Origin of the sequence: Halomonas profundus (assembly GCF_020865425.1) — a bacterium.
Classification (GTDB): Bacteria; Pseudomonadota; Gammaproteobacteria; order Pseudomonadales; family Halomonadaceae; genus Vreelandella; species Vreelandella titanicae.
The window spans coordinates 3,392,968-3,412,250 of record NZ_CP086344.1; the positions used below are offsets into that span (position 1 = coordinate 3,392,968).

At 54.3% G+C, this 19,283-nt stretch carries 26 protein-coding genes; 11 read left to right on the forward strand and 15 right to left on the reverse strand.

Annotated elements, in window-relative coordinates; genetic code table 11:
• Nucleotides 1-95: 95 nt before the first annotated feature.
• The gene (locus LMS44_RS15445) at nucleotides 96-1,052 is read right to left on the reverse strand and encodes an AraC family transcriptional regulator (protein WP_498945601.1); all 957 of its coding nucleotides are present in this window, start codon (nucleotides 1,050-1,052) and stop codon (nucleotides 96-98) included.
• 113 nt (nucleotides 1,053-1,165) lie between these two features.
• Between LMS44_RS15445 and LMS44_RS15450 the strand changes: the two genes are divergently transcribed.
• The 3 genes from LMS44_RS15450 to LMS44_RS15460 all read left to right on the forward strand — a co-directional run bounded on the left by LMS44_RS15450 (nucleotide 1,166) and on the right by LMS44_RS15460 (nucleotide 3,696).
• Entirely contained in the window at nucleotides 1,166-1,999 is an 834-nt protein-coding gene (locus tag LMS44_RS15450) for an oxidoreductase (protein ID WP_022522616.1), read from the forward strand.
• 175 nt (nucleotides 2,000-2,174) lie between these two features.
• Nucleotides 2,175-3,005: a helix-turn-helix transcriptional regulator gene (locus LMS44_RS15455; RefSeq protein WP_022522615.1), complete on the forward strand. Its 831-nt coding sequence runs from the start codon at nucleotides 2,175-2,177 to the stop codon at nucleotides 3,003-3,005.
• A 79-nt stretch (nucleotides 3,006-3,084) separates the two neighbouring features.
• Nucleotides 3,085-3,696, forward strand: coding sequence for a LysE family translocator (locus tag LMS44_RS15460; protein ID WP_022522614.1), 612 nt, complete (start codon nucleotides 3,085-3,087; stop codon nucleotides 3,694-3,696).
• Here the strand turns inward: LMS44_RS15460 and LMS44_RS15465 are convergent.
• Nucleotides 3,680-4,000 (reverse strand): hypothetical protein, encoded by a 321-nt coding sequence (locus LMS44_RS15465; protein ID WP_498945603.1) that lies wholly within the window; start codon nucleotides 3,998-4,000, stop codon nucleotides 3,680-3,682. The genes LMS44_RS15460 and LMS44_RS15465 overlap by 17 nt on opposite strands.
• Nucleotides 4,001-4,024: 24 nt before the next feature.
• A complete protein-coding gene (locus LMS44_RS15470; RefSeq protein WP_498945605.1) occupies nucleotides 4,025-4,750 on the reverse strand; it encodes an ArsR/SmtB family transcription factor in 726 nt (241 codons plus the stop codon).
• Between the two features lie 75 nt (nucleotides 4,751-4,825).
• Here LMS44_RS15470 and LMS44_RS15475 point away from each other — a divergent pair, with 75 nt between their 5' ends.
• Both LMS44_RS15475 and LMS44_RS15480 read left to right on the forward strand, forming a co-directional pair.
• Complete coding sequence (locus LMS44_RS15475) at nucleotides 4,826-5,173, forward strand: NIPSNAP family protein (protein ID WP_498945607.1); 348 nt, start codon at nucleotides 4,826-4,828, stop codon at nucleotides 5,171-5,173.
• Nucleotides 5,170-5,517: an antibiotic biosynthesis monooxygenase family protein gene (locus LMS44_RS15480; protein ID WP_498945608.1), complete on the forward strand. Its 348-nt coding sequence runs from the start codon at nucleotides 5,170-5,172 to the stop codon at nucleotides 5,515-5,517. The genes LMS44_RS15475 and LMS44_RS15480 overlap by 4 nt, the downstream gene beginning before the upstream one ends.
• A 10-nt stretch (nucleotides 5,518-5,527) precedes the next feature.
• Here LMS44_RS15480 and LMS44_RS15485 read toward each other — a convergent pair whose 3' ends face one another.
• The 8 genes from LMS44_RS15485 to trpB all read right to left on the reverse strand — a co-directional run bounded on the left by LMS44_RS15485 (nucleotide 5,528) and on the right by trpB (nucleotide 10,698).
• Nucleotides 5,528-6,319, reverse strand: a complete 792-nt coding sequence (locus LMS44_RS15485; protein WP_498945610.1) for a carbon-nitrogen hydrolase family protein — start codon at nucleotides 6,317-6,319, stop codon at nucleotides 5,528-5,530.
• A 107-nt stretch (nucleotides 6,320-6,426) separates the two neighbouring features.
• Nucleotides 6,427-6,717 carry a type II toxin-antitoxin system RelE/ParE family toxin gene (locus tag LMS44_RS15490; RefSeq protein ID WP_498945612.1) on the reverse strand — a complete coding sequence of 97 codons (291 nt, stop codon included), beginning with the start codon at nucleotides 6,715-6,717 and terminating at the stop codon, nucleotides 6,427-6,429.
• On the reverse strand, nucleotides 6,714-6,938 hold the full coding sequence (locus LMS44_RS15495) for an addiction module protein (protein ID WP_498945614.1): 225 nt from the start codon (nucleotides 6,936-6,938) through the stop codon (nucleotides 6,714-6,716). The genes LMS44_RS15490 and LMS44_RS15495 overlap by 4 nt, the downstream gene beginning before the upstream one ends.
• Nucleotides 6,939-7,059: 121 nt before the next feature.
• On the reverse strand, nucleotides 7,060-7,296 hold the full coding sequence (locus LMS44_RS15500; protein WP_138801414.1) for a helix-hairpin-helix domain-containing protein: 237 nt from the start codon (nucleotides 7,294-7,296) through the stop codon (nucleotides 7,060-7,062).
• A gap of 56 nt (nucleotides 7,297-7,352) precedes the next feature.
• Nucleotides 7,353-7,697: a hypothetical protein gene (locus tag LMS44_RS15505; protein WP_138801415.1), complete on the reverse strand. Its 345-nt coding sequence runs from the start codon at nucleotides 7,695-7,697 to the stop codon at nucleotides 7,353-7,355.
• Between the two features lie 117 nt (nucleotides 7,698-7,814).
• A complete protein-coding gene (locus LMS44_RS15510) occupies nucleotides 7,815-8,435 on the reverse strand; it encodes a LysE family translocator (protein ID WP_278370033.1) in 621 nt (206 codons plus the stop codon).
• Between the two features lie 173 nt (nucleotides 8,436-8,608).
• Complete coding sequence (gene trpA / locus LMS44_RS15515) at nucleotides 8,609-9,448, reverse strand: tryptophan synthase subunit alpha (protein ID WP_022522603.1); 840 nt, start codon at nucleotides 9,446-9,448, stop codon at nucleotides 8,609-8,611.
• A gap of 20 nt (nucleotides 9,449-9,468) precedes the next feature.
• On the reverse strand, nucleotides 9,469-10,698 hold the full coding sequence (trpB, locus tag LMS44_RS15520) for a tryptophan synthase subunit beta (protein ID WP_498945617.1): 1,230 nt from the start codon (nucleotides 10,696-10,698) through the stop codon (nucleotides 9,469-9,471).
• 106 nt (nucleotides 10,699-10,804) lie between these two features.
• On the opposite strand from trpB, the gene LMS44_RS15525 reads away from it, so the two are divergent.
• Nucleotides 10,805-11,719: a LysR family transcriptional regulator gene (locus tag LMS44_RS15525; protein ID WP_498945619.1), complete on the forward strand. Its 915-nt coding sequence runs from the start codon at nucleotides 10,805-10,807 to the stop codon at nucleotides 11,717-11,719.
• Between the two features lie 7 nt (nucleotides 11,720-11,726).
• Here LMS44_RS15525 and LMS44_RS15530 read toward each other — a convergent pair whose 3' ends face one another.
• A complete protein-coding gene (locus LMS44_RS15530) occupies nucleotides 11,727-12,599 on the reverse strand; it encodes a LysR family transcriptional regulator (protein ID WP_498945621.1) in 873 nt (290 codons plus the stop codon).
• 131 nt (nucleotides 12,600-12,730) lie between these two features.
• Here LMS44_RS15530 and LMS44_RS15535 point away from each other — a divergent pair, with 131 nt between their 5' ends.
• The 3 genes from LMS44_RS15535 to LMS44_RS15545 all read left to right on the forward strand — a co-directional run bounded on the left by LMS44_RS15535 (nucleotide 12,731) and on the right by LMS44_RS15545 (nucleotide 14,210).
• Nucleotides 12,731-13,501: an NAD(P)H-dependent oxidoreductase gene (locus LMS44_RS15535; RefSeq protein ID WP_022522595.1), complete on the forward strand. Its 771-nt coding sequence runs from the start codon at nucleotides 12,731-12,733 to the stop codon at nucleotides 13,499-13,501.
• Between the two features lie 183 nt (nucleotides 13,502-13,684).
• Complete coding sequence (locus LMS44_RS15540) at nucleotides 13,685-13,957, forward strand: type II toxin-antitoxin system Phd/YefM family antitoxin (RefSeq protein WP_035584465.1); 273 nt, start codon at nucleotides 13,685-13,687, stop codon at nucleotides 13,955-13,957.
• Nucleotides 13,938-14,210, forward strand: coding sequence for a Txe/YoeB family addiction module toxin (locus LMS44_RS15545; protein ID WP_022522593.1), 273 nt, complete (start codon nucleotides 13,938-13,940; stop codon nucleotides 14,208-14,210). Before LMS44_RS15540 ends, LMS44_RS15545 begins: the two co-directional genes overlap by 20 nt.
• A gap of 28 nt (nucleotides 14,211-14,238) precedes the next feature.
• Here the strand turns inward: LMS44_RS15545 and LMS44_RS15550 are convergent, their stop codons facing one another.
• Together LMS44_RS15550 and LMS44_RS15555 are read right to left on the reverse strand one after the other, a co-directional pair.
• Complete coding sequence (locus LMS44_RS15550) at nucleotides 14,239-14,838, reverse strand: class I SAM-dependent methyltransferase (RefSeq protein WP_009287594.1); 600 nt, start codon at nucleotides 14,836-14,838, stop codon at nucleotides 14,239-14,241.
• A 41-nt stretch (nucleotides 14,839-14,879) separates the two neighbouring features.
• Entirely contained in the window at nucleotides 14,880-15,821 is a 942-nt protein-coding gene (locus LMS44_RS15555; protein ID WP_022522592.1) for a LysR family transcriptional regulator, read from the reverse strand.
• Between the two features lie 106 nt (nucleotides 15,822-15,927).
• On the opposite strand from LMS44_RS15555, the gene LMS44_RS15560 reads away from it, so the two are divergent.
• Nucleotides 15,928-16,911, forward strand: a complete 984-nt coding sequence (locus tag LMS44_RS15560; protein ID WP_138801417.1) for an aldo/keto reductase — start codon at nucleotides 15,928-15,930, stop codon at nucleotides 16,909-16,911.
• A gap of 73 nt (nucleotides 16,912-16,984) precedes the next feature.
• Here the strand turns inward: LMS44_RS15560 and LMS44_RS15565 are convergent, their stop codons facing one another.
• Entirely contained in the window at nucleotides 16,985-17,785 is an 801-nt protein-coding gene (locus tag LMS44_RS15565) for an AraC family transcriptional regulator (RefSeq protein ID WP_009287591.1), read from the reverse strand.
• Nucleotides 17,786-17,875: 90 nt separating this feature from the next.
• Here LMS44_RS15565 and LMS44_RS15570 point away from each other — a divergent pair, with 90 nt between their 5' ends.
• Nucleotides 17,876-19,270 (forward strand): SLC13 family permease, encoded by a 1,395-nt coding sequence (locus LMS44_RS15570; protein WP_498945625.1) that lies wholly within the window; start codon nucleotides 17,876-17,878, stop codon nucleotides 19,268-19,270.
• Nucleotides 19,271-19,283: the final 13 nt, after the last annotated feature.

A 19,283-nucleotide genomic window follows, 5' to 3' on the forward strand; every position in this document is an offset into this window, starting at 1 on the left:
ATTCATCAAGAGCCAGCACTAACGGTGCTATTTGCGTTGGGAGCGCAACTCATTAGCCTGCGCATGGCGGCGTTGTGACTAAACTCAAGTCAACCTCAATGCGACGAGACGTAATCCGACTTGGTGAAAGCAGGCGGTAGCGCGAAGTTCTCCCGCATTCGCTTCGTTTCGGCAGCTGGCGTCAATCCGAAAAGCCGTTTGAACTCCCGATTGAATTGCGAAGCACTCAGGTAGCCGACGGCGTGGCAAGCGGCCTCTGCCGTCATGCTCTGACGAACCATCAGCAGTCGTGCTTGATGCAGTCGCGTGGATTTAACGTACTGCATGGGTGAAGTGTGCGTAATGGCTTTGAAGTGATTAAGAAACGTCGGAACGCTCATACCAGCCTCGCTAGCCAGTTGCGACAGGTTAAGCGGCTGAGCGTAGGTCGCGTGGATGTGGCGTAACGCCTTGCCGATTTTCCCGAACTGCCCCTGCATTGCCAGCGCCGCACGCATGGCATTGCCCTGCGCACCGGTGAGCACGCGAAAATACAGTTCTCTCACCAGCGCGGGGCCGAGAATCTCCGCCTCAAGCGGCTGACTCATCGTTTCGAGAAAACGTGTCACGGACACCCGCAACGCAGCATCCATGGGACTGGACATTAGGCTTTGGGCCACGTTTTTCTGGGTAGGAGACTGATGGCGGTCGATCTGGATCATCAGCTCCGCGGCGAGCTGAAAGTCCAGATGCATATATATGGCTAGCAGTGGGTGTTCTGGCGTCGCCTCGGTTTCCATCGTGAAGGGTACCGGCACCGCGACCGCCAGATAGTGCTGCTCGTCGTAAAGATAAACCTGATGGCCGAAATACCCCCGCTTTCGCCCCTGGCAAACAATCACGATACCGGGGTCGTACAGCACGGGGGTACGAGACAAGGGACGATCCGAACGCAGAATGCGTACGTCGGGCAGAGCCGTGAGGTTGTATCCTTCTTCCGGCGCCAGCGCCTGAAGCAGCGTCACCATGTGCCGCTGTTCAGCCGTCTGCAGAGTGGAAAATGTCTTTTTCACGCGGTACCGACTGGAATTATCAGAATAGGCAATAATATAAGAATTTTATGCCTGAAAGCAGGCAATACAAAGGGGTAATGTGCATCCTCCACTGATACACAGGAGCTATTTGCATGTCTACCAGCAAACTTATACTCATCACGGGCGTCAGTAGCGGCTTTGGCCGGGCGCTGGCTCAGGAAGCACTTGCTACCGGCCATCAGGTGGTCGGCACGGTACGCAGCGAACGGGCCAGGCAGGCATTTGAGGCACTCAATCCGGAGAAAGCGGTGGGCCGTGTGCTCGATGTGACCGACTTCGATGCCATCGACGGGGTCGTGGCCGAGATAGAGGCAAACGTCGGAGAGATCGATGTTCTCGTCAACAACGCCGGTTACGGCCATGAAGGTATCCTGGAGGAGTCCTCATTGGCCGAAATGCGTCGGCAGTTTGACGTGAACGTATTCGGAGCTGTTGCCGTCACAAAGGCTGTGTTGCCATACATGCGCTCACGTCGGCGCGGACATATCCTCAACATCACATCTATGGGTGGTTTCATCACGATGCCAGGCATCGCTTATTACTGTGGTAGTAAATTTGCACTGGAAGGTATTTCGGAGGTGCTTGGCAAGGAAGTGAAATCGTTCAATGTTCATGTCACTGCCGTGGCACCCGGCTCGTTTCGTACCGACTGGGCTGGTCGCTCGATGTCCCGCTCGCCGCGCTCGATCTCCGACTACGACGCGCTATTTGATCCGATTCGTAATGCCCGCGTCGAGAAAAGCGGTCAGCAACTTGGCGATCCGGCAAAGGCAGCTCGCGCAATGCTGGACGCAATAGCCAGCGACACGCCGCCGGAGCATCTGCTGCTGGGAAGCGATGCACTAGCGCTGGTGCGCGGCAAATTGTCGGCGCTTGCCGACGAAATCAGTGAATGGGAGACACTCACGCGCTCGACCGATGGCTGAAGGTTCAACTGCTAAATCCCTTCGCATGGCTACCTTTCGATAGCGCAATAGATGCCAATGCATCGTTGTCGGTTATCTCGCCTCCTTCCCCCGCAGCCGATTAGCAATTATGTACAAGCATCCGGGTGCGGGGTTGGCATAAGCTAGGTGGTGTGACTAATCAGGAGGGGGCGGCATGAGTAACGCAAGCCGGTTTCAATTCATCAAGAGCCAGCACGTGCCAACGCTGACGGTACTTCACGCTGCTATTGAGGATTTCAGCTACGACCGCCATGCCCACGAGGAGTATGCATTCGGCGTTACGCTGGCGGGACGTCAGGATTTCTTCAGCGGCGGGCAGTTTCATCGTAGCCCACCGGGCAACGTAATTTTGTTCAACCCTGAGGAAGTTCACGACGGCCAACCGGGCGGAGATCGCTCACTGGATTACCTGATGGTATATGCGCATCCCGAGCAGGTTAATGCCCTGTTTGCTGATGCTCTAGGCCACGAGCGCACGGCGGACTTTCGCTCAAATAACACTCTTGTTCAGGACATTCGGCTACGCAATGCCATTTTGGAACTGGCGCGCTTAGTCACTTCTCACTCTGGTAGCTGTATCGATCAGGAGAATGCGCTTTATCAGGTAATCGAGCGTACTGTGCAACTCGGCGGGATTTCTCAGCCCAACCAGGTGCTCACCCGCCCCGATGCGCTGCTGGGCCTGGCGAAAGATTATATTCACGCCCACTTGGATACGGATATCTCCCTGGATGACATCAGCCAAGCGGCGCATATCTCCAAGTACCACTTCTTACGCCTGTTTCGTCAGCATTACGGCATTACGCCGCATCAGTATGTGATTAATTGCCGAATCAATGCGGCCCGTTCGGCGCTAGACCTAGGCGCTTCTCTAACAGAGGTCGCTTTGCGCTATGGGTTTGCCGATCTCAGCCATTTCAATCGCCGCTTTAAGCGAATTTATGGCATGACGCCCCATCAGTACCAGCGTGATATCGCACGCTAGGCTCTGCACGAAAACTGCCTGCGCTCGCCGACTTTTCGTACAGGCTCTTACACCTAAATACCAGCATAGAGGTTTAACCATGTTAGGAATTGTCGCCTATGCCCTAGGCGCTATGTATTCGCCTGGGCCTGTGAATCTGCTTGGCTTGAATATTGGCATCAATGGGCAAGCCAGGCAGTCGGTTGGGTTTTGCCTTGGCGTGGGTACTGCGATGCTGGCGTACTTATTAGTATTGGGTTGGGCGGGTGCTGCATGGATCGATGATGAAGCACTCATCGTGGTGAGTGCCTTGGGCTGCGGCTATATTGTTTATCTCGCGAGCAAGATTGCCCGTTCAAGTGTTGATATAAGCGAGCCAGACAACGCCCCACGGCTAGTCAGTTATCGTGATGGGCTGGTCATGCAGTTGCTTAATCCCAAAGCCATTTTGGCCACCCTGCCCATTGCCACACTGCAGTTTCCTGCCGCTGACATTCATGGGCTTAGCTTAGTGTTTTGGGCATTCGGGCTGGCGATGTTAGCCGCGGGCGCACCCGGTAGCTATATCGTGATTGGCAGCGCCGTAGGCAGCCGTATTAAAAGCCCTGCTATCGTTAAGGGCTTTAATTGGCTGATGGCAGCTTTGCTGGTGGCCGTGGCGCTTTCGATTGGTGTTGAGCATGTGTGGGTACCACTTACTGCCCGAAATTGATCCCCAGTCGCAGGGCTTGTAAGCCGTCGAATTCGACACTTACTTCATCAGAGAATAACGGATGGCCCTGCACTATCAAATCCAGCGTTGCCTGAGAGCCGCGATAAGTGACGGTCACTTCAATATTCGCGGTCGTGTTAATGGGCGCCAGCACACCATACTCAATGTTATCCACGCTAACTGCGGTGAGGCCACGGTCATCCAACTGCTGCTGAACTTCCCGTTCAACGACAACGCCGTAATAGAAGTAAATACCGGCATAGCCAAGCGCTAACAATACAACCAGTGAAAAGAGCTTTCCCATGATTTCTCTCAGTTTTATAGAATCTTAGAGGGTTACAGCGGCTTGTCGGGCTGAAACCGGTGGCGTGCTCTGCGGTGCGAGCATTGCCCACAGCAACTTCTCCCCTTGGGCGCTGAAGACGATAACGCGAGAGTTTTTTTCTCGCCTCGCCCAGCCAAGCGCCTGAATTCGGGTAAGCAGTGCACTGCCGAGCGCGCCCGCTAGATGATGCCTGCGCTCGCTCCAATCGAGACACTCCCTACAAAATGAGCGTTTTGAAGAAGCAAGCGCGTCTGTATCGATGCCAAATTGATTAAACCACACCCTTCCCTGCTCAGTGAGCTGTAGCCCTCCTGGGTGCTGATGAAGGATATCCGTTCGCAGCATCTGTTCATACACTGAAACACCCAACTCCCCGGCAAGGTGGTCGTAACAGATACGGGCCTTGCGCAGGGCGGGATCGCGTGGCCCTGTAACAAGGCGGTTCCCCTCACTGCGGTAAGCGAGGCCCATCAGCGACTCCAGGAGACTGGCCACCTCCGGACCCATCAGCCGGAAATAGCGGTGACGGCCCTGCTGCTCCACCGTGATCAGCCCTGCATCCAGTAGCTTGCCAAGATGAAAACTGATGGTTTGCTTGGTAACACCGGCCGTGTCCGCCAGTTCGGTCGCCGTCAGCGCACGACCAGACATCAGGGCGGAGAGAACCTCCGCCCGAGCGTTATCGCCGATAAGTGCTGCAACGCGCACAATGTTAGGGCCTTCACTCATGGTTCGATTCTAGTCGAACCACCAGGGGCCGACAACGCGGTATCGTCCTAGCTACCGTTCAAAGGAGATACCCCTATGAGCATTACCTGCTTTATCCGCTACGAGATCGATCCCTTCCAACGCGACACCTTCAAGGCGTACGCCGAGAACTGGGGAAAAATCATACCCCGGTGCGGTGGCCACCTTATCGGTTATTTTCTTCCCTACGAGGGCACTAACAATGTTGCCTGGGGGCTAGTCGCATTCGATAGCCTGGCTACCTATGAGGCCTACCGCGCCCGGCTGAAGTCTGACGAAGGCGGGCACGCGAACTTCACCATGGCTCAAGAGAAGAAGTTTATTCTCAAGGAGGAGCGCAGCTTCGTCGAGGTAGTGGACGGCACACTGGGCGTTGAATCTGTCTATCCGTGGAGTGTTTTATGATCGCCGTGATATTTGAAGTGCTACCGCATTCGGAGCGGAAACAGGACTACCTGGACGCTGCCAGCGGACTGAGCCAACACCTGGAAGGCATCGACGGTTTTATCTCGATTGAGCGCTTCGAGAGCCTCACACATCCTGGAAAGATCCTGTCGCTCTCCTTCTGGCGGGACGAAGAAGCCGTGAAGCAGTGGCGCACGTTCGAACCTCACCGTTCCGTCCAGAAAGCGGGCCGGCAGGATATCTTTGCCGACTACCGGCTCCGCGTCGCTTCCGTCATCCGGGACTACGGAATGAATGACCGCCGCGAGGCACCGAGGGATTCGCTTGACGTGCACCCATCATAGAGCGGGCGGGCTAGCCCAATGGGCAGCTGTCTTCGATAGGTAAATTGGTCACTAGCGAGGCGCCGAGTGCGCCTCCGTTTATAGCGCAAATCACAATGCAGGCTTCAGTGCCGTCAGCCGTGATCGCGAGTTCACCATCCACATTCCAAGCGCCGCTTTTACCGCAGGTTTGCCAGCCACCTGTGTTGGAAATGTGGTTAGCAAGTAGCACCGGGAACTGGTGGCGTTTCGCCATGGCAGCTAGTAGCTGCGCATCGACCTCGTACCCTGCTTCAGATATCAGCGCGCTGGCAATATATACCTCCGCTTGCTGGGCGGATGCCGCTTCTGCATGGGAGGGATTGGCGAAGTCTGCACAAATGGCCAAGGCTATTCGAGTACCGTTAACCGTACATAGATAACTTTCGTTACCAGTCGAACAGTAAACCGCTTCCCCTTCGTGCAGGTACTGCTTTGCGTAGAATGCTCGCTCGCCGCTCGGGAAGCAGATAACTGCCCCTATCTGCGGCTTTCTGCCTTCACTAATGAGCGGACAGCCTGCTATCACGACGATATTATGGGCAACAGCGGCTGTGGAAAGTGTGCCGAACACCTCTGAATCTTTCGGCAACGCTAGCTGTTCTAGTAGTTCAAGCTCGTAGCCGGTCAGTGAAAGCTCAGGGAACACTACTAGATCAGCCCCTCGCACGGCAGCTTGCTGAATATAGGTAAGGTGCGTTTCAAGATTTTCGGCCACTGCGCCTTTTACAACAGGCAACTGAGCGAGTGCGATAGTGGTACCGCTTGTGCTTCTGAATTTCATTTCAACACGCCTCGCCTTTAAATATTTTGTTCACTTCAGCCACAAAATATTCAGTTAGCGGCAAAAGGTGTTTTTTAAATCTGAAGTTGCGAATTTAGTAACCTAGCTTATAGCCGATTTTTCCAGTAATTTGGCTCACGATGTAAATGCATGACAGCGAGAACAAAAATATCTTCATTCTCAAAAGCATAAAGAACACCGAAAGGAAAGCGGCGTACCAACGAACGACGTATATCTCCCTCTAATACTGTCCATGCTGCTGGGTGACTGTTTGCACGCTCGATGGCTGAGTGCACCTCTAGTGCAAAGTCCCATCCCAGGCCAGGTTCAATGGCTTCATAGTATTCTGTGCTTTCAGCTAGCTCTGCTTCCGCATCTGGGTGAAAGCGAACATTCATCTTTCAAGCCTTGCGCGCAGACTAGCGAACACTTGCTCACTTGAAACTGTAACCACCCTACCCGCCCGGATATCGTCTAAACGACTTTGGGCAGCTTCGACCCACTGCTTGTCGATACTTGATTCTGGAGCATTGAGGCTACGCAGCAGCGCATCAACTACTCTTGCGCGCTCTTCAACGGGTAATGACTCTGCTTCACTAACAATCTCTTGAATGTTCATAGCGCTACCTTATTAATGCATCAAGTTGAAGGTATATCACCTATTATCTTTTCGCTATCCCAACGTCTATAGACAGCCTGGGAAGGTCGCGAGCTAAAGCTGCCTCCCACTGCTGCTGTTTTTATAGCCCTTGCTGGGCTCTCGCAATGGCGGCAGCAATGGCTGACTTCGATTGCGGGCTATTTTTCCAGCAAGTCGTGTGCAGCATAGATGCAACCAAATCGGCTATTTCATCGATCTGGCGGGTGGCAAGTTCGCTAAATGAATCAATACCGATCTGTTCAAAACGCTTAATGACGGTAGGGCCAACGCCCTTCACTCTCAACAGAGCGTCTCTTTCTGGATCCGAAAAGGCCACTTGTTTCTACCTCACTACTTAGTTAATCAGTTTCGTCATCTGCTGAGAGTTTTCTCTTAAAACCTCGGTGAGAACCCCCGATCTTCGCAGGCATCCCGAGGTTTATGCACCACTAAGGCGCGTTCAGAAAAGCTACGCCACGGGATCTCCATGCCAAACACATCAAACGTCATCATACCCGAGCGGCAATTGATCAGAACGTCTACCACATAACCGCGATGAACCATGCCCACTGTCGTGGTATCAAGCTCTTGCCAGCGTATCGGCTGGCCGGTGAAGTCAGTGTAAGGGGGTTCGTAACCGCCCTGGGTCTGATCGAAGGATCGAAAATCCATGATGAAGCCAATACATAGGAGCAGTACGCTTATGAACCCGATCAGCGCAAAAACCGCCGTCATCATCTTTATTATCAACCTTGTAGTCATTCCTTTCCCTTAGCATTAGATAATCATCTGCGTTGAGCCAGTGCCCATGGTTAACGGCTTGGTTCAATGCGTGTCTCCCATGTTAGAGCTTGCTCATTCTTTCTTAGCCAATAGCAGCCCTACTCCTGCGCTGGCCAATAAGCCTGCGCAGCCGCGGTTGAATAAACGACGCATGGCGGGGCGTGAAAACCAGTGGCTTAAAAAGCTGCCTGCATAGGCGTAACCGGCAATCGCTACCCATTCCAGCAGCAAAAACAGCGCACCTAGCACTATAAACTGCTGCCCTACATGGCCGCTGGGCTCCACAAACTGCGGTAGGAATGCGGTAAAAATCAGGATGGCTTTTGGGTTACCGGCGGCAAGCAGGAACTCTTGTCGCGCCAGCTCAAATAGGCTCTTGGGCTGGGTGTCTCCGTCAACACTTTCAGTGCTGTCGGCACCCCATAATTGATACGCCAGCCATAACAGATAGAGGCCACCAACTACCTTGATGACCAGGAAAATCTTTTCAGAGGTGTAAAGCAGCGTAGCCAAGCCGGTTGCAGCAAGCGTAATCATGCCAACAAAGGCTGCCAGCCGCCCAATACCTGCAAGACAAGCTGCCCTAACGCCATAGCGCTTGGCATTTGCCAGTGACAGCAGATTGTTAGGCCCTGGCGCCATATTGAGGGCGAAGCAGGCAGGAATAAACAACAGCAGCGTGGTTAGATTCATGAAAATCGCCTCTCTAGGCTCGCAGCAAAGTACTTCATTAGCATTAGACTATATGCCCAAGTGCTTAGATTAGCTGCTCACGAAGGCTTGGCTCAATCTTTGATACCAAACAGAGGCGATACATTTCCCAACAACAGCGTTAATCGGTGAGGGACGAAGCCCATGTGCCCATATCAGCAAACTTGCGGCTCAATCACCTCCCGGCACGCCCTGACGCTTTCCGCCAGTTCACTTACCAGACCATGCACACGCTCAACGGCTTCATCAGGCGTGTTGGCATTTTCGATACAGTCAACCAGTGCTGAGCCGACGACGACTGCATCGCTGAAGCGGCCAATGGTGGCGGCTTGTTCGGCGGTACGGATGCCAAAACCAACGGCGATGGGCAGCTCCGTATGTTCACGAAGCCCGGCTACTGCGCCTTCCAACCGTTCTGGCGTGGGTGCACTTCCACCAGTGACACCGGCAACGGAAACGTAGTAGATAAACCCGGAGGCATTCGCCAGCACCTTGGGCAGGCGTTTGGCATCGGTGGTCGGCGTGGCCAGGCGAATAAAATCGATGTTGTGTTGCGCCGCTGGCTGGCAAAGTTCCTCATCGTGCTCGGGCGGCAGATCTACCACGATCAGGCCATCGACCCCGGCCTTGGCGGCATCAGTCAAGAAACGCTCGACGCCGTAACAGTAAATGGGGTTGTAGTAGCCCATCAGCACAATGGGCGTGGTGCTGTCTTCTTCACGGAAGCGGCGCACCATTTCCAGCGTTTTGGCTTGTGTCTGGCCGTTATTCAAGGCGCGCAGCGCGGCTTTCTGGATGGCGGGGCCATCGGCCATCGGGTCACTGAACGGCATGCCGAGTTCGATGATATCCACCCCCGCTTTTGGCAACCCGTGCAACAGGCGGCGGGAGGTCTCGGCATCCGGATCGCCAGCGGTGAGATAGCTGACCAGCGCCGGGCGGTTTTGCTGCTTGAGAGCGGCAAAGCAGTGTTCAAGACGAGAGGTATGGGTCATGACGTTCTCCTGTGTTGCGCTCATAGCTGTTTAACCCCGAATTTTTCACCAAGATGATGGGCCACGCTCATCATGTCCTTGTCACCACGGCCGCTGAGGTTGACCACCATTAAGTGCTCGCGGGGCAGGCCGGGGGCGCGCTTGGCCACTTCGGCCAGGGCATGGGCGGTCTCCAGGGCTGGAATAATGCCCTCCTGGCGGCAGCAGACCTGGAAGGCTTCCAACGCTTCGTCGTCCGTGGCAGAGACGTACTCGACCCGCCCCTGCTCGTGCAACCATGCGTGCTCCGGCCCGATACCGGGGTAATCCAGCCCGGCGGAAATCGAGTGAGCGTCGATAATCTGGCCATCTTCGTTTTGCAGCAAGTAAGTGCGGTTGCCGTGCAGCACGCCGGGGGTGCCGCCGTTCAGGCTGGCTGCATGCAGGCCGCTTTTAACGCCCTTGCCACCCGCTTCTACGCCAATCATCTTCACATCAAGGTCATCGAGGAACGGGTGAAACATCCCCATGGCGTTTGAACCGCCGCCAATGCAGGCCACTAGCGAATCCGGCAGGCGCCCTTTCTTTTCCAGCATTTGCGCACGGGTTTCATGACCGATCACGGCCTGAAAATCACGTACCATGGCCGGGTATGGGTGTGGCCCCGCTACGGTGCCAATGATGTAGAAGGTGTCGTCGACATTCGTTACCCAGTCGCGCAACGCTTCGTTCATGGCATCTTTTAGCGTGCCTGTGCCCGAGGTAACGGGGATGACTTCCGCGCCCAGCAGCTTCATGCGGAATACGTTGGGCTGCTGACGTTCGATATCGGTTGCGCCCATGTAAATGACACAAGGCAAGCCAAAGCGCGCCGCAACGGTAGCGGTGGCAACGCCGTGCATGCCTGCACCGGTTTCCGCGATGATGCGCTTTTTGCCCATCTGCTTGGCCAACAATACCTGACCGATGCAGTTGTTGATCTTGTGCGCGCCGGTGTGATTCAGCTCTTCGCGCTTCAAGTAAATACTCGCCCCGCCAAAGTACTCGGTCAGCCGCTCGGCAAAGTAGAGCGGGCTTGGCCGCCCCACATAATCACCCTGAAAATAAGCCAACTGGCGCTGGAATTCGGGGTCGTTCTTAGCGATGGTGTACTCGTCTTGCAGCTCTAGAATCAGTGGCATCAGCGTTTCGGCGACAAAGCGGCCACCGAAGCTGCCAAATAGCCCGTTGGCATCGGGCAGGCTCTGGGATACGTCTACAGGTTGATTCATCACGACCTCTGAATGCGTTATCAAACAATGCAATGAAAGTAGCGCAAGCAGGCCGGGATAAAAATCGATAAGATGTCACCAACATGTGAGCTGGAGTCACGTATTAATGCAAAACAGCATGCCACCGCTTAGCGCCCTGCGCGCCTTTGAAGCCACTGCCCGATTGGGTAGCGTGACTGCCGCTGCCGATGAGCTAAGCGTTACCCACGGTGCTGTCAGCCGCCAGCTCAAGAGCCTGGATGACCATTTTGGAGTAGCACTTTTTGCCAAAGCGGGCCGAGGTATTGTACTGACCTCGCACGGGGAGCGACTGCAGAGTGGTGTTGGTGAAGCGTTTTCACGCTTGAAGGATAGTTGCGCAGCGCTCAAGCGTGATGTTGAAGAGGCTCCTTTCACCCTGGCCTGCCCTGGCAGCCTTTTGGCCCGCTGGCTGATTCCCCGCCTGGATCGTCTGCACCACGAGCTGCCCCAGCTGAAATTGCAGGTGGTAGTGAGTGAAAGCGAGCAGCCGGGTACACAAACGGATGCTAGCGCCACCCTGGCGTTTGCCGAGCCGCCCTGGCCCGCAGGTGTTGAGGTATTCGAGCTGATGGAAGAGCAGATATGTGCGGTGGCAAGCCCGCAGCTGGCGGCCCAGTGCGATGCAACCAAGCCCGAATCGCTGCTTGCCAATAAGCTCTTATATACATCTTCCCGCCCCCAGGCATGGCCGCAGTGGGCCACTACCAAAGGGCTGGAGCTAGCACAGCTTGAAGCGACGCTAAGCAGAGGCCAGGGGTTCGATCACCTTTACTACTTGATGGAAGCGGCAGTGGCGGGCCTGGGTATCGCCATCGCGCCGAGGCTATTGGTGGAAGACGACCTGAGGAGCGGGCGGCTAATTGCGCCCTGGGGAAGTATCGAAACCCCCGCCCGGCTGTGCCTGTGGTTGCCCAGCCAAGCCGATAGCCACCGAAGCGAGCCACTGGCAGAGTGGCTCAAGCGGGAGTTGGGGCTGGACGCTGCTAATATGACGGCTTGATCAACGTTTATTTCGCGCAAAGGATACGTGCTATTTGCTCACGCACCCAACGATGCGCACTATGACCATGATTGCGCTCATGCCACACCATACCGACTTTGAATCCCAGTGATTTAATGGGGGATTCAACAATTTTAAGGTCGGAACGCTGGGCAACTAAACGCCGCGGCACCAGTGCTACAAAACGTGAGTAAGCAACAATCTCAAGGACGAACAGGAATGAAGATGTCGACAGAACAACATTGCGTCTATAGCCCAATGTTTGTAAGACCTGATCCACCTGAGTGGAAAAATCGCCTCCGCTGAGCGAAACGATTACATGCTCGAGCTGGACATACTCTTCAATCGTCATTTCCTCACTTAGCTGTGAGTGATTCCAGCATCCAACCAGCACATAGTTCTCATCATACAGCGGCCTGATTCGTAAAACCTTGGGCGCCTCTTCGGGTGTCATGAGTGCAAGATCCACTTCACCCCGTGCCATTTGAGCTTCCAGCCTGGGTGGCTCCAGACTACGTATGGCGATTCTAATGCCAGGTGCTTGACGCCTTAATTCGTTCATGACCGCCAAACCAATGACCGCTTGAAGGTAATCGGTGCATGCAATCGTAATGGTCAGCGACGCTTGGGCAGGTTCAAAGTGCTGGTGCGTTATCAGCGTCTCTCGCACCTGATCCAGTGCAATACGTAGTGGGGTAAGTAACTCCAACGCTTTGGTGGTAGGCATCATCCCGCGGTGAGCCGGAATGAGCAGCGGGTCGTTGAACATATCCCTAAGGCGGCTCAGCTGAGCGCTGACGGCAGGCTGACTAAGATGCAGGCGTGCGGCGGCTCTCGTGACATTTTGCTCTTCAAGCAAAGCCTCTAAGGTCGCCAACAAATTAAGATCCAGCCTTTTATTATCCATATTTTATATAGTAGATCATAAAACTATTAATTTCATTGATAGCTTATTCTTGCCCACAATCTCTAGCGTATCCACCAAGTAAATTCGCCTGTAGGAGCATTAGAGTGTCCAAGACCATATTGATTGTGTATGCGCACCCAGAACCCACATCATTGACCCGCCGGTTCGTAACTGAAACGGTACAAATACTGGAGCGACAAGGCCAAACCGTGCTGCAGTCAGACCTATATGGCATGGGTTGGAAAGCGACGTTTGATGAGCACGATTTCCCCAACCGTATAAATAATGACCGGCTAGGCTTTATTCAAGAGTCGCAGCACGCCTATGCCACTCACCAGCAGACGCAGGATGTCGCCGCAGAGCAGGACAAGCTGCTTGCCGCCGACGCCGTCATATTCCACTTTCCCTTGTGGTGGTTTGGTATGCCCGCCATTCTCAAAGGCTGGATAGACCGGGTGTACGCCTATGGATTTGCTTACGGATACAAAGATGAAGGCAATCGTTATCGCTATGGAGACGGTATTCTCAAAGGCAAACGGGCATTACTGTCGGTAATGGTGGGTGGCCCAGCGGAGGACTATTCACCCCGAGGTATTAATGGCCCCTTGGAGGAATTGCTATTCCCCATCACCCACGGCGCCCTGTTTTTCCCAGGTATGGATGTACTGCCAACCCATGCCGTGTATGGCACCGGCAAACTTTCGAAAGTCAGCGTAGCGAAGGAGCTAGCCGCTTGGCGTCTACGCCTCGAAAATCTTTTTAATGAATCCTCTATTCCATTCCGGCGGCAAAATGGTGGGGAGTATCAGCAAAATATACTCGCTGACCATATTGCTATGGGGAAAGAGGGACTGACCATTCACATCGACCATTAGCAGATTTTTAGACAGCAACATCATGCAGACAAAGTATTATTAGCTGCACAATATTACCAGCACGTGCAACTATGAATTCAGGAAATCTAGGCCAAGCGCAGCGATAAAGCTATCGCTGCGCTTGGCCTTGTCGGAGCTAGTGAGATATAGTTGTACGGAATTTCCGTACATTATGGTGACGTTATGGATATTATCAGTGTTAACAAATTCAGAGACAACCTGAAAAGCGTAGTAGAACAAGTGATTAGCCAGCACGAACCCTTAAAGGTAACCCGTCGTGCCGGAGAGGCGTTTGTGGTGATTAGCGCTGAGGACTGGGAAAGAGAGCAAGAAACACTGCATGTGCTTCAGAACCGAGACCTCATGCAACAAATTGCGGCTTCTCTAGATACCCATAGTCGTGGTCAAGGATACCAACCTGATAATGAGCAGATGAATGAGATCACTGGTATTTGAGGGCCGTACGTGGGAAGCCTATGAAAAAATGCGTGAAACAGATAAGAAGCTGCATAAAGCGCTCTGCAAACTCTTAAAAGAAATGCTCCGCTCTGACGATCCAACGGCTGGTATCGGAAAACCCGAGCCACTCAGACACAATCTTTCTGGCTTGTGGTCAAGGCGCATTTCACAAAGAGATCGGCTGATCTACCGGTTCGATGACAAAGCTATTTATATTTTTGCCATCGGCGGACATTACGATCAGTCCTGATAATAGTTAATTGATGAAAAGCACGACGCTACCTTTTCTGCACTATCAAATAAGTATGCAACTCCGGGTGCTGATCGTACTCCAGATGTCTGCACACCGCGCCTAACTTCATCAATAAGGATACGAAGCCGTTTGTGCCAAGCGTAGAGTAGTAGACCTCGGGCCCCATAAAACTATCGGTATGCTCACCAGGTTCGTCGGTACCGCCGAAAGAGAAGATCAGTACCCCACCCTTATTCAGGCTTCCGATAAGTTTGGTCATCACACTTTCCTGCTGCACTAGCGGAATATGCCAAATGCTGTCCCAGGCGGTGATAAAGTCGTATTTTTCCAGCGGCTGCCACTGGCAAATATCCTGGTGGTGAAAGGTCACGTCAGGGTGCTTCTGCTTAGCGAGGCGCAGCATTTCATCGGAAATATCCACGCCTTCAGGCGTAAAGCCTTCTTGTTGCAAGAAGTCGATAAAGCGGCCGGTACACCCACAACCGATATCGAGTGCCTTTCCTCGGCCCTTCACAAACGAAAGCGCCCTTTTGTGCGCCTCTATCCCGTTAGCGAGATTGAATTTGTCGCTTTGCCAGAGGTGGGTGATCTGATCGTAGGCGCTGCCAATATCAGTGGGTGTCATGGATGGCCTGTCGGATAAAAAGTGAAGACTTAGTGACTATATCACCCACTCAAGCGCTTGCGGTTACTGGCCACCAGCTCAGTCAGAAAGTCCGCCACGGCCCGGGTACGGCCTGATTGGGTGAGATCCGTCTGAATAACGAGATAGATGGGCTGATCCACGCCAATATCCGCAGCGACACACACCAGTCCAGCCTCCAACGCCAGAAAATGCGGCAACACCGCTATCCCCAGCCCCGCTTTCGCCGCCGCTAGCTGGGTCGCCAGCGAGGTGGTGGTTAACGCCGGTTCCTGCCCTTGCAGAACCCGCTCAACCCATTGGGCGGCAGGCAGGTGCGCTTGCATTTCTCCCCAGGTAATAAAGGCGTCGCTGTCGTAATTGCCCGCGTCATGATGAACCTCACGCTGGGCCACATAACCGGGGCTAGCATAAAGCCCAAACCCCAGCGAGCCGAGTCGGCGAAGGGTGACATTACCCCGCTCGGGCTTGACCATTCTGAGCGCCAAATCAGCGTCGCGACGGTGCAGATTGACGGTGGTGATATCGGTCACCAGCTCAAGTGTGATGCCGGGGTACTGAGCATAAAATTGTGGCAATGCGGGCAGAATCAACGACGTGGCCAGGTTTTCAGCGGTGGCCAAGCGCACCCTGCCGCTCAGCTGCGTAGCGAGTGCGCCCTCGCTAGAGAAGGCCGCTGCGGCGGCTTCCAGCGCTTCGGCTTTTTCGATTAGCCCGGCCCCTTCTTCAGTAAGCTGATAGCCCGACTGCTGACGAACAAACAACGGCAGCTTCAAGGCTTTTTCCAGCCGCTCGATACGCCGGGAGAGCGTCGCGATACCCAGGTGGAGTTCCGCTGCCGCGCCGCTCAAAGTGCCTTGGCGGGCCACCGCCAGAAAGGCGCGTGTGTCATCCCAGACCCACCCGCGGGGCATCTGGTTTTCATAACTGGAAAATGGTTTACCGAACTCGTTCATTTTTTTCATTATTGGATAGTGCCACGCTGTTATTGCGCGTTTCAACAAGCGCTCGAAAACGGCTCACGCTCTCTTGATGGGCAATAGTTTCGTAAGTCATTACAGGAGATATAGCATGCAAAAACGTACACTCGGCACCGACCTGACCCTCTCTGCCATTGGCTTAGGCTGCATGGGAATGAGCGAGTTCTACGGCCCCCGAGACGATAGCGAGTCGCTTCGGGTGTTGGCTCAGGCGGTGGAGCTGGGAATCGACTTTTTTGACACGGCGGATATGTACGGGCCACACCATAACGAGGAGCTGATTGGCCGTTTTCTTGCCAGCCATAAGCCAAACGTACGTATCGCCACCAAATTCGGCATTGTTCGCAACCCTGGTGAGTATCAGCGTAGCCTGGATAGCAGCGCCCATTATGCCCGCCAAGCTTGCGAGGCGTCGCTAAAGCGGCTGGGCATCGAACAGATCGATCTCTACTACGTTCACCGCGTTAACCCGGAAACCCCTATCGAAGAGACCATGGAGGGCTTGGCACAACTGGTTAAAGAGGGAAAAATTGCCCACATTGGCCTCTGCGAGGTTAGCGACGAGACCCTGCGCCGCGCACACGCCGTGCACCCGGTGACGGCGGTTCAAACCGAATACTCGCTCTGGACACGGGACGTGGAGCAAGCGGTACTGCCCACCTGCAAGGAGCTCGGCATCGGCTTCGTGCCCTACTCTCCTCTCGGCCGAGGTTTTTTAACGGGAAGGTTTCAAGAAAACGCTGATTTCGGCGAAGACGATTTTCGTTCTAACCTGCCGCGCTTCTCTGAACAGGCCATGGACTCTAACCGCCGAATCGCGGAGGTGATTGGTGACATGGCAGCACTCAAAGGCTGCACCCCTGCGCAGCTCTCGCTGGCCTGGCTGCTATCCAAAGGCGACAACATCGTACCGATTCCGGGCACCAAACGGTTGCGCTACCTTGAAGAGAATGCAGCAGCGGCGTCCATCACCCTGACCACTGATGAGCAGCAACAACTTGAGGCGGCCACTGCTCGCCTTCCTGTCATCGGCGAGCGCTATACACCGGAGGGCATGAAGGGGGTGAATTCATGAGTTAAGGGCCTGTTGTCCGCCATGCCCTAGCAATATGTTGCTAGGGTCTGTTGACGTCTTGACGTGGGTCAGGTCACAGTCGGCGAGCGTGGACTTGGGGTGTATAGCCAAACTCTGCTTTGAAGGCAGCCACAAAACTGCTGGTGCTTTTATAACCTACCGTATAGGCCACAGCGGTTGAACTTTCGCCTCTATCCAAGGCTTCGAGCGCGTTCATCAGCTTGAAACGGGTGCGCCACTGACGAAAGGTCAACCCGGTTTCGGACTTGAATAACCGCTCCAAGGTGCGCACGCTAGCCCCAGCTAAGCTGGCCAGCTCGCCCAATATATGCCGGGTGTCTGGGTGGCTAACCATGTGGCTAATAATGCGCCGCAACCGCGGGTCAGTACCAGCAGGTAGCGACAAGTCCGCGGCGGATAGGCTATTGAGCTCATCAATAGCGACTAAGCCTAGGCGAGCGGTACTGGCATCGCCGCTACACTTCGGAGAATCGTTTAGCCTGAGCACAATCTCGCGCATCAACGCGGTCATCGCCACCATCACCACCTGGGTGTCCTGATCGCGTACCGGGTAAGTAGGGTCAATGTAGAGATTGCGGGTTTCCACCAGCGTTTCGCAGCTCACTTGGTGGTTGCAGTTACCGGGTATCCATACACCGTGGGTAGAGGGTACAACCCACACCGCCTGTTCACTAGTAACGCGCAGCACACCCTGCTTGGCCCACAGCAATTGCCCGCGTGGGTGGGCGTGAGGCAAGACACCGGTTTCCGCCTGCATACTGCGAGCATGGGTCAATACAGGACGAGCAGGGTCAAGGATGAACGCTATATCACTGGGCAGCGACATTGTCGCATTATCGCTATTTATTGTCACATCTTACCCTTAACACGTCAGCATACAGAAACTATTGTAGGCCCAGCTGCGCGCACCGCGCAATTGGCTCACCACAGCTAGGGTCTCGCCATGCTTCGCTCGCTTAGTTTCTCTCATGCCATGGTGGCAACGGCCTTGCTGGCCGCTTTGCTACTGACACTTTTTCCCATAGCGCCCCATCCCACAGCATTTTCTTACGCCGCTAGTGTGGTAGTAATTACGCTGGTTCTATGGAGTACCGGCGTGCTGCCTCCCTTCCTAACCGGTTTGCTATTTTTCGCGCTGGTTAGCGTATTCGGCTTGCTCCCGCCGGAGCAACTATTCGCTGGGTTTGGCTCGACAGCCGTGTGGATGGTTATCTCAGGATTTGTCATTGGCTCAGCCATTACATCTAGCAAGCTTGGCGATCGGCTAGCAGCAGTGCTGTCGCCGCTCCTCACCGCAAGCTACCCGAAGTTGATTGGCGGGTTAGTGTTTACCGCTATGGCATTGGGGTTTGTGATGCCTTCTTCCGGGGGGCGAGCAGTGGTATTGATCCCTATCGGCTTAGCGCTAGCCGAACGAGTGGGCTTTGAGCCGGGTAGTGCTGGACGCCTGGGCGTAGCCACCGCTCTTGCTGCCGCTTGTAACATGCCAAGTTTTGCGGTGCTTCCATCCAACCTCCCTAATATGATTTTGGCAGGGTCGAGTGAAAGTCTGTATGGCATTCATCTTGGCTATGCGGAGTATCTACTACTGCATTTTCCCATTCTGGGAATGCTGAAATCGATCTTAATCGTGGTACTGGTACTCGTGGTATTTCCCGCTCGCATCGCACCACAATGCCAACTGCCCATCGAGACGATCAAAACAACCAGTGCTGCTACACAGCAAAAAAAGGTAGCTGTAGTCATGGGCATTACCCTGCTCCTCTGGGTAACAGATACACTACACGGCGCAAACCCGGCGTGGGTGGGACTCGTAGCGGCGGTAGTGCTAATGATGCCAAAGGCTGGTGCCGTAGACCCGAAGTCATTCAACACAGTGGTAGATTTTGGCACTGTGATATTTGTGGCCGCGGCACTGGGATTGGGTACACTCGTCAACGTTTCAGGCATTGGCAGTGCTGTGGGCCAAGGCTTTACCCAACTGATGGAAACCGACAATGGCGGCAGTTTTGGGGACTTTATATCGCTGTCACTGATGGCCACCCTGACGGGAGTAGTGGCCACCACCCCCAGTGTTCCTACCGTACTTTCCCCCATGGCAGCAGAACTCGCTGGCGCCTCAGGGCTCTCTCTACCCGCCGTATTGATGACTCAGGTCGTCGGCTTTTCTACGGTAATCTTTCCTTATCAGGTGGCGCCGCTGATTATGGCAATGCAGCTATCTAAAGAGCCCCTTAGCCAATTATTGAAGATTATCATCCCGTTAGCGCTGATAACGATCTTTCTATTGATGCCATTAGACTACCTTTGGTGGCGATTGTTGGGGTGGGTGAATTAAGCCGCCAGATAAC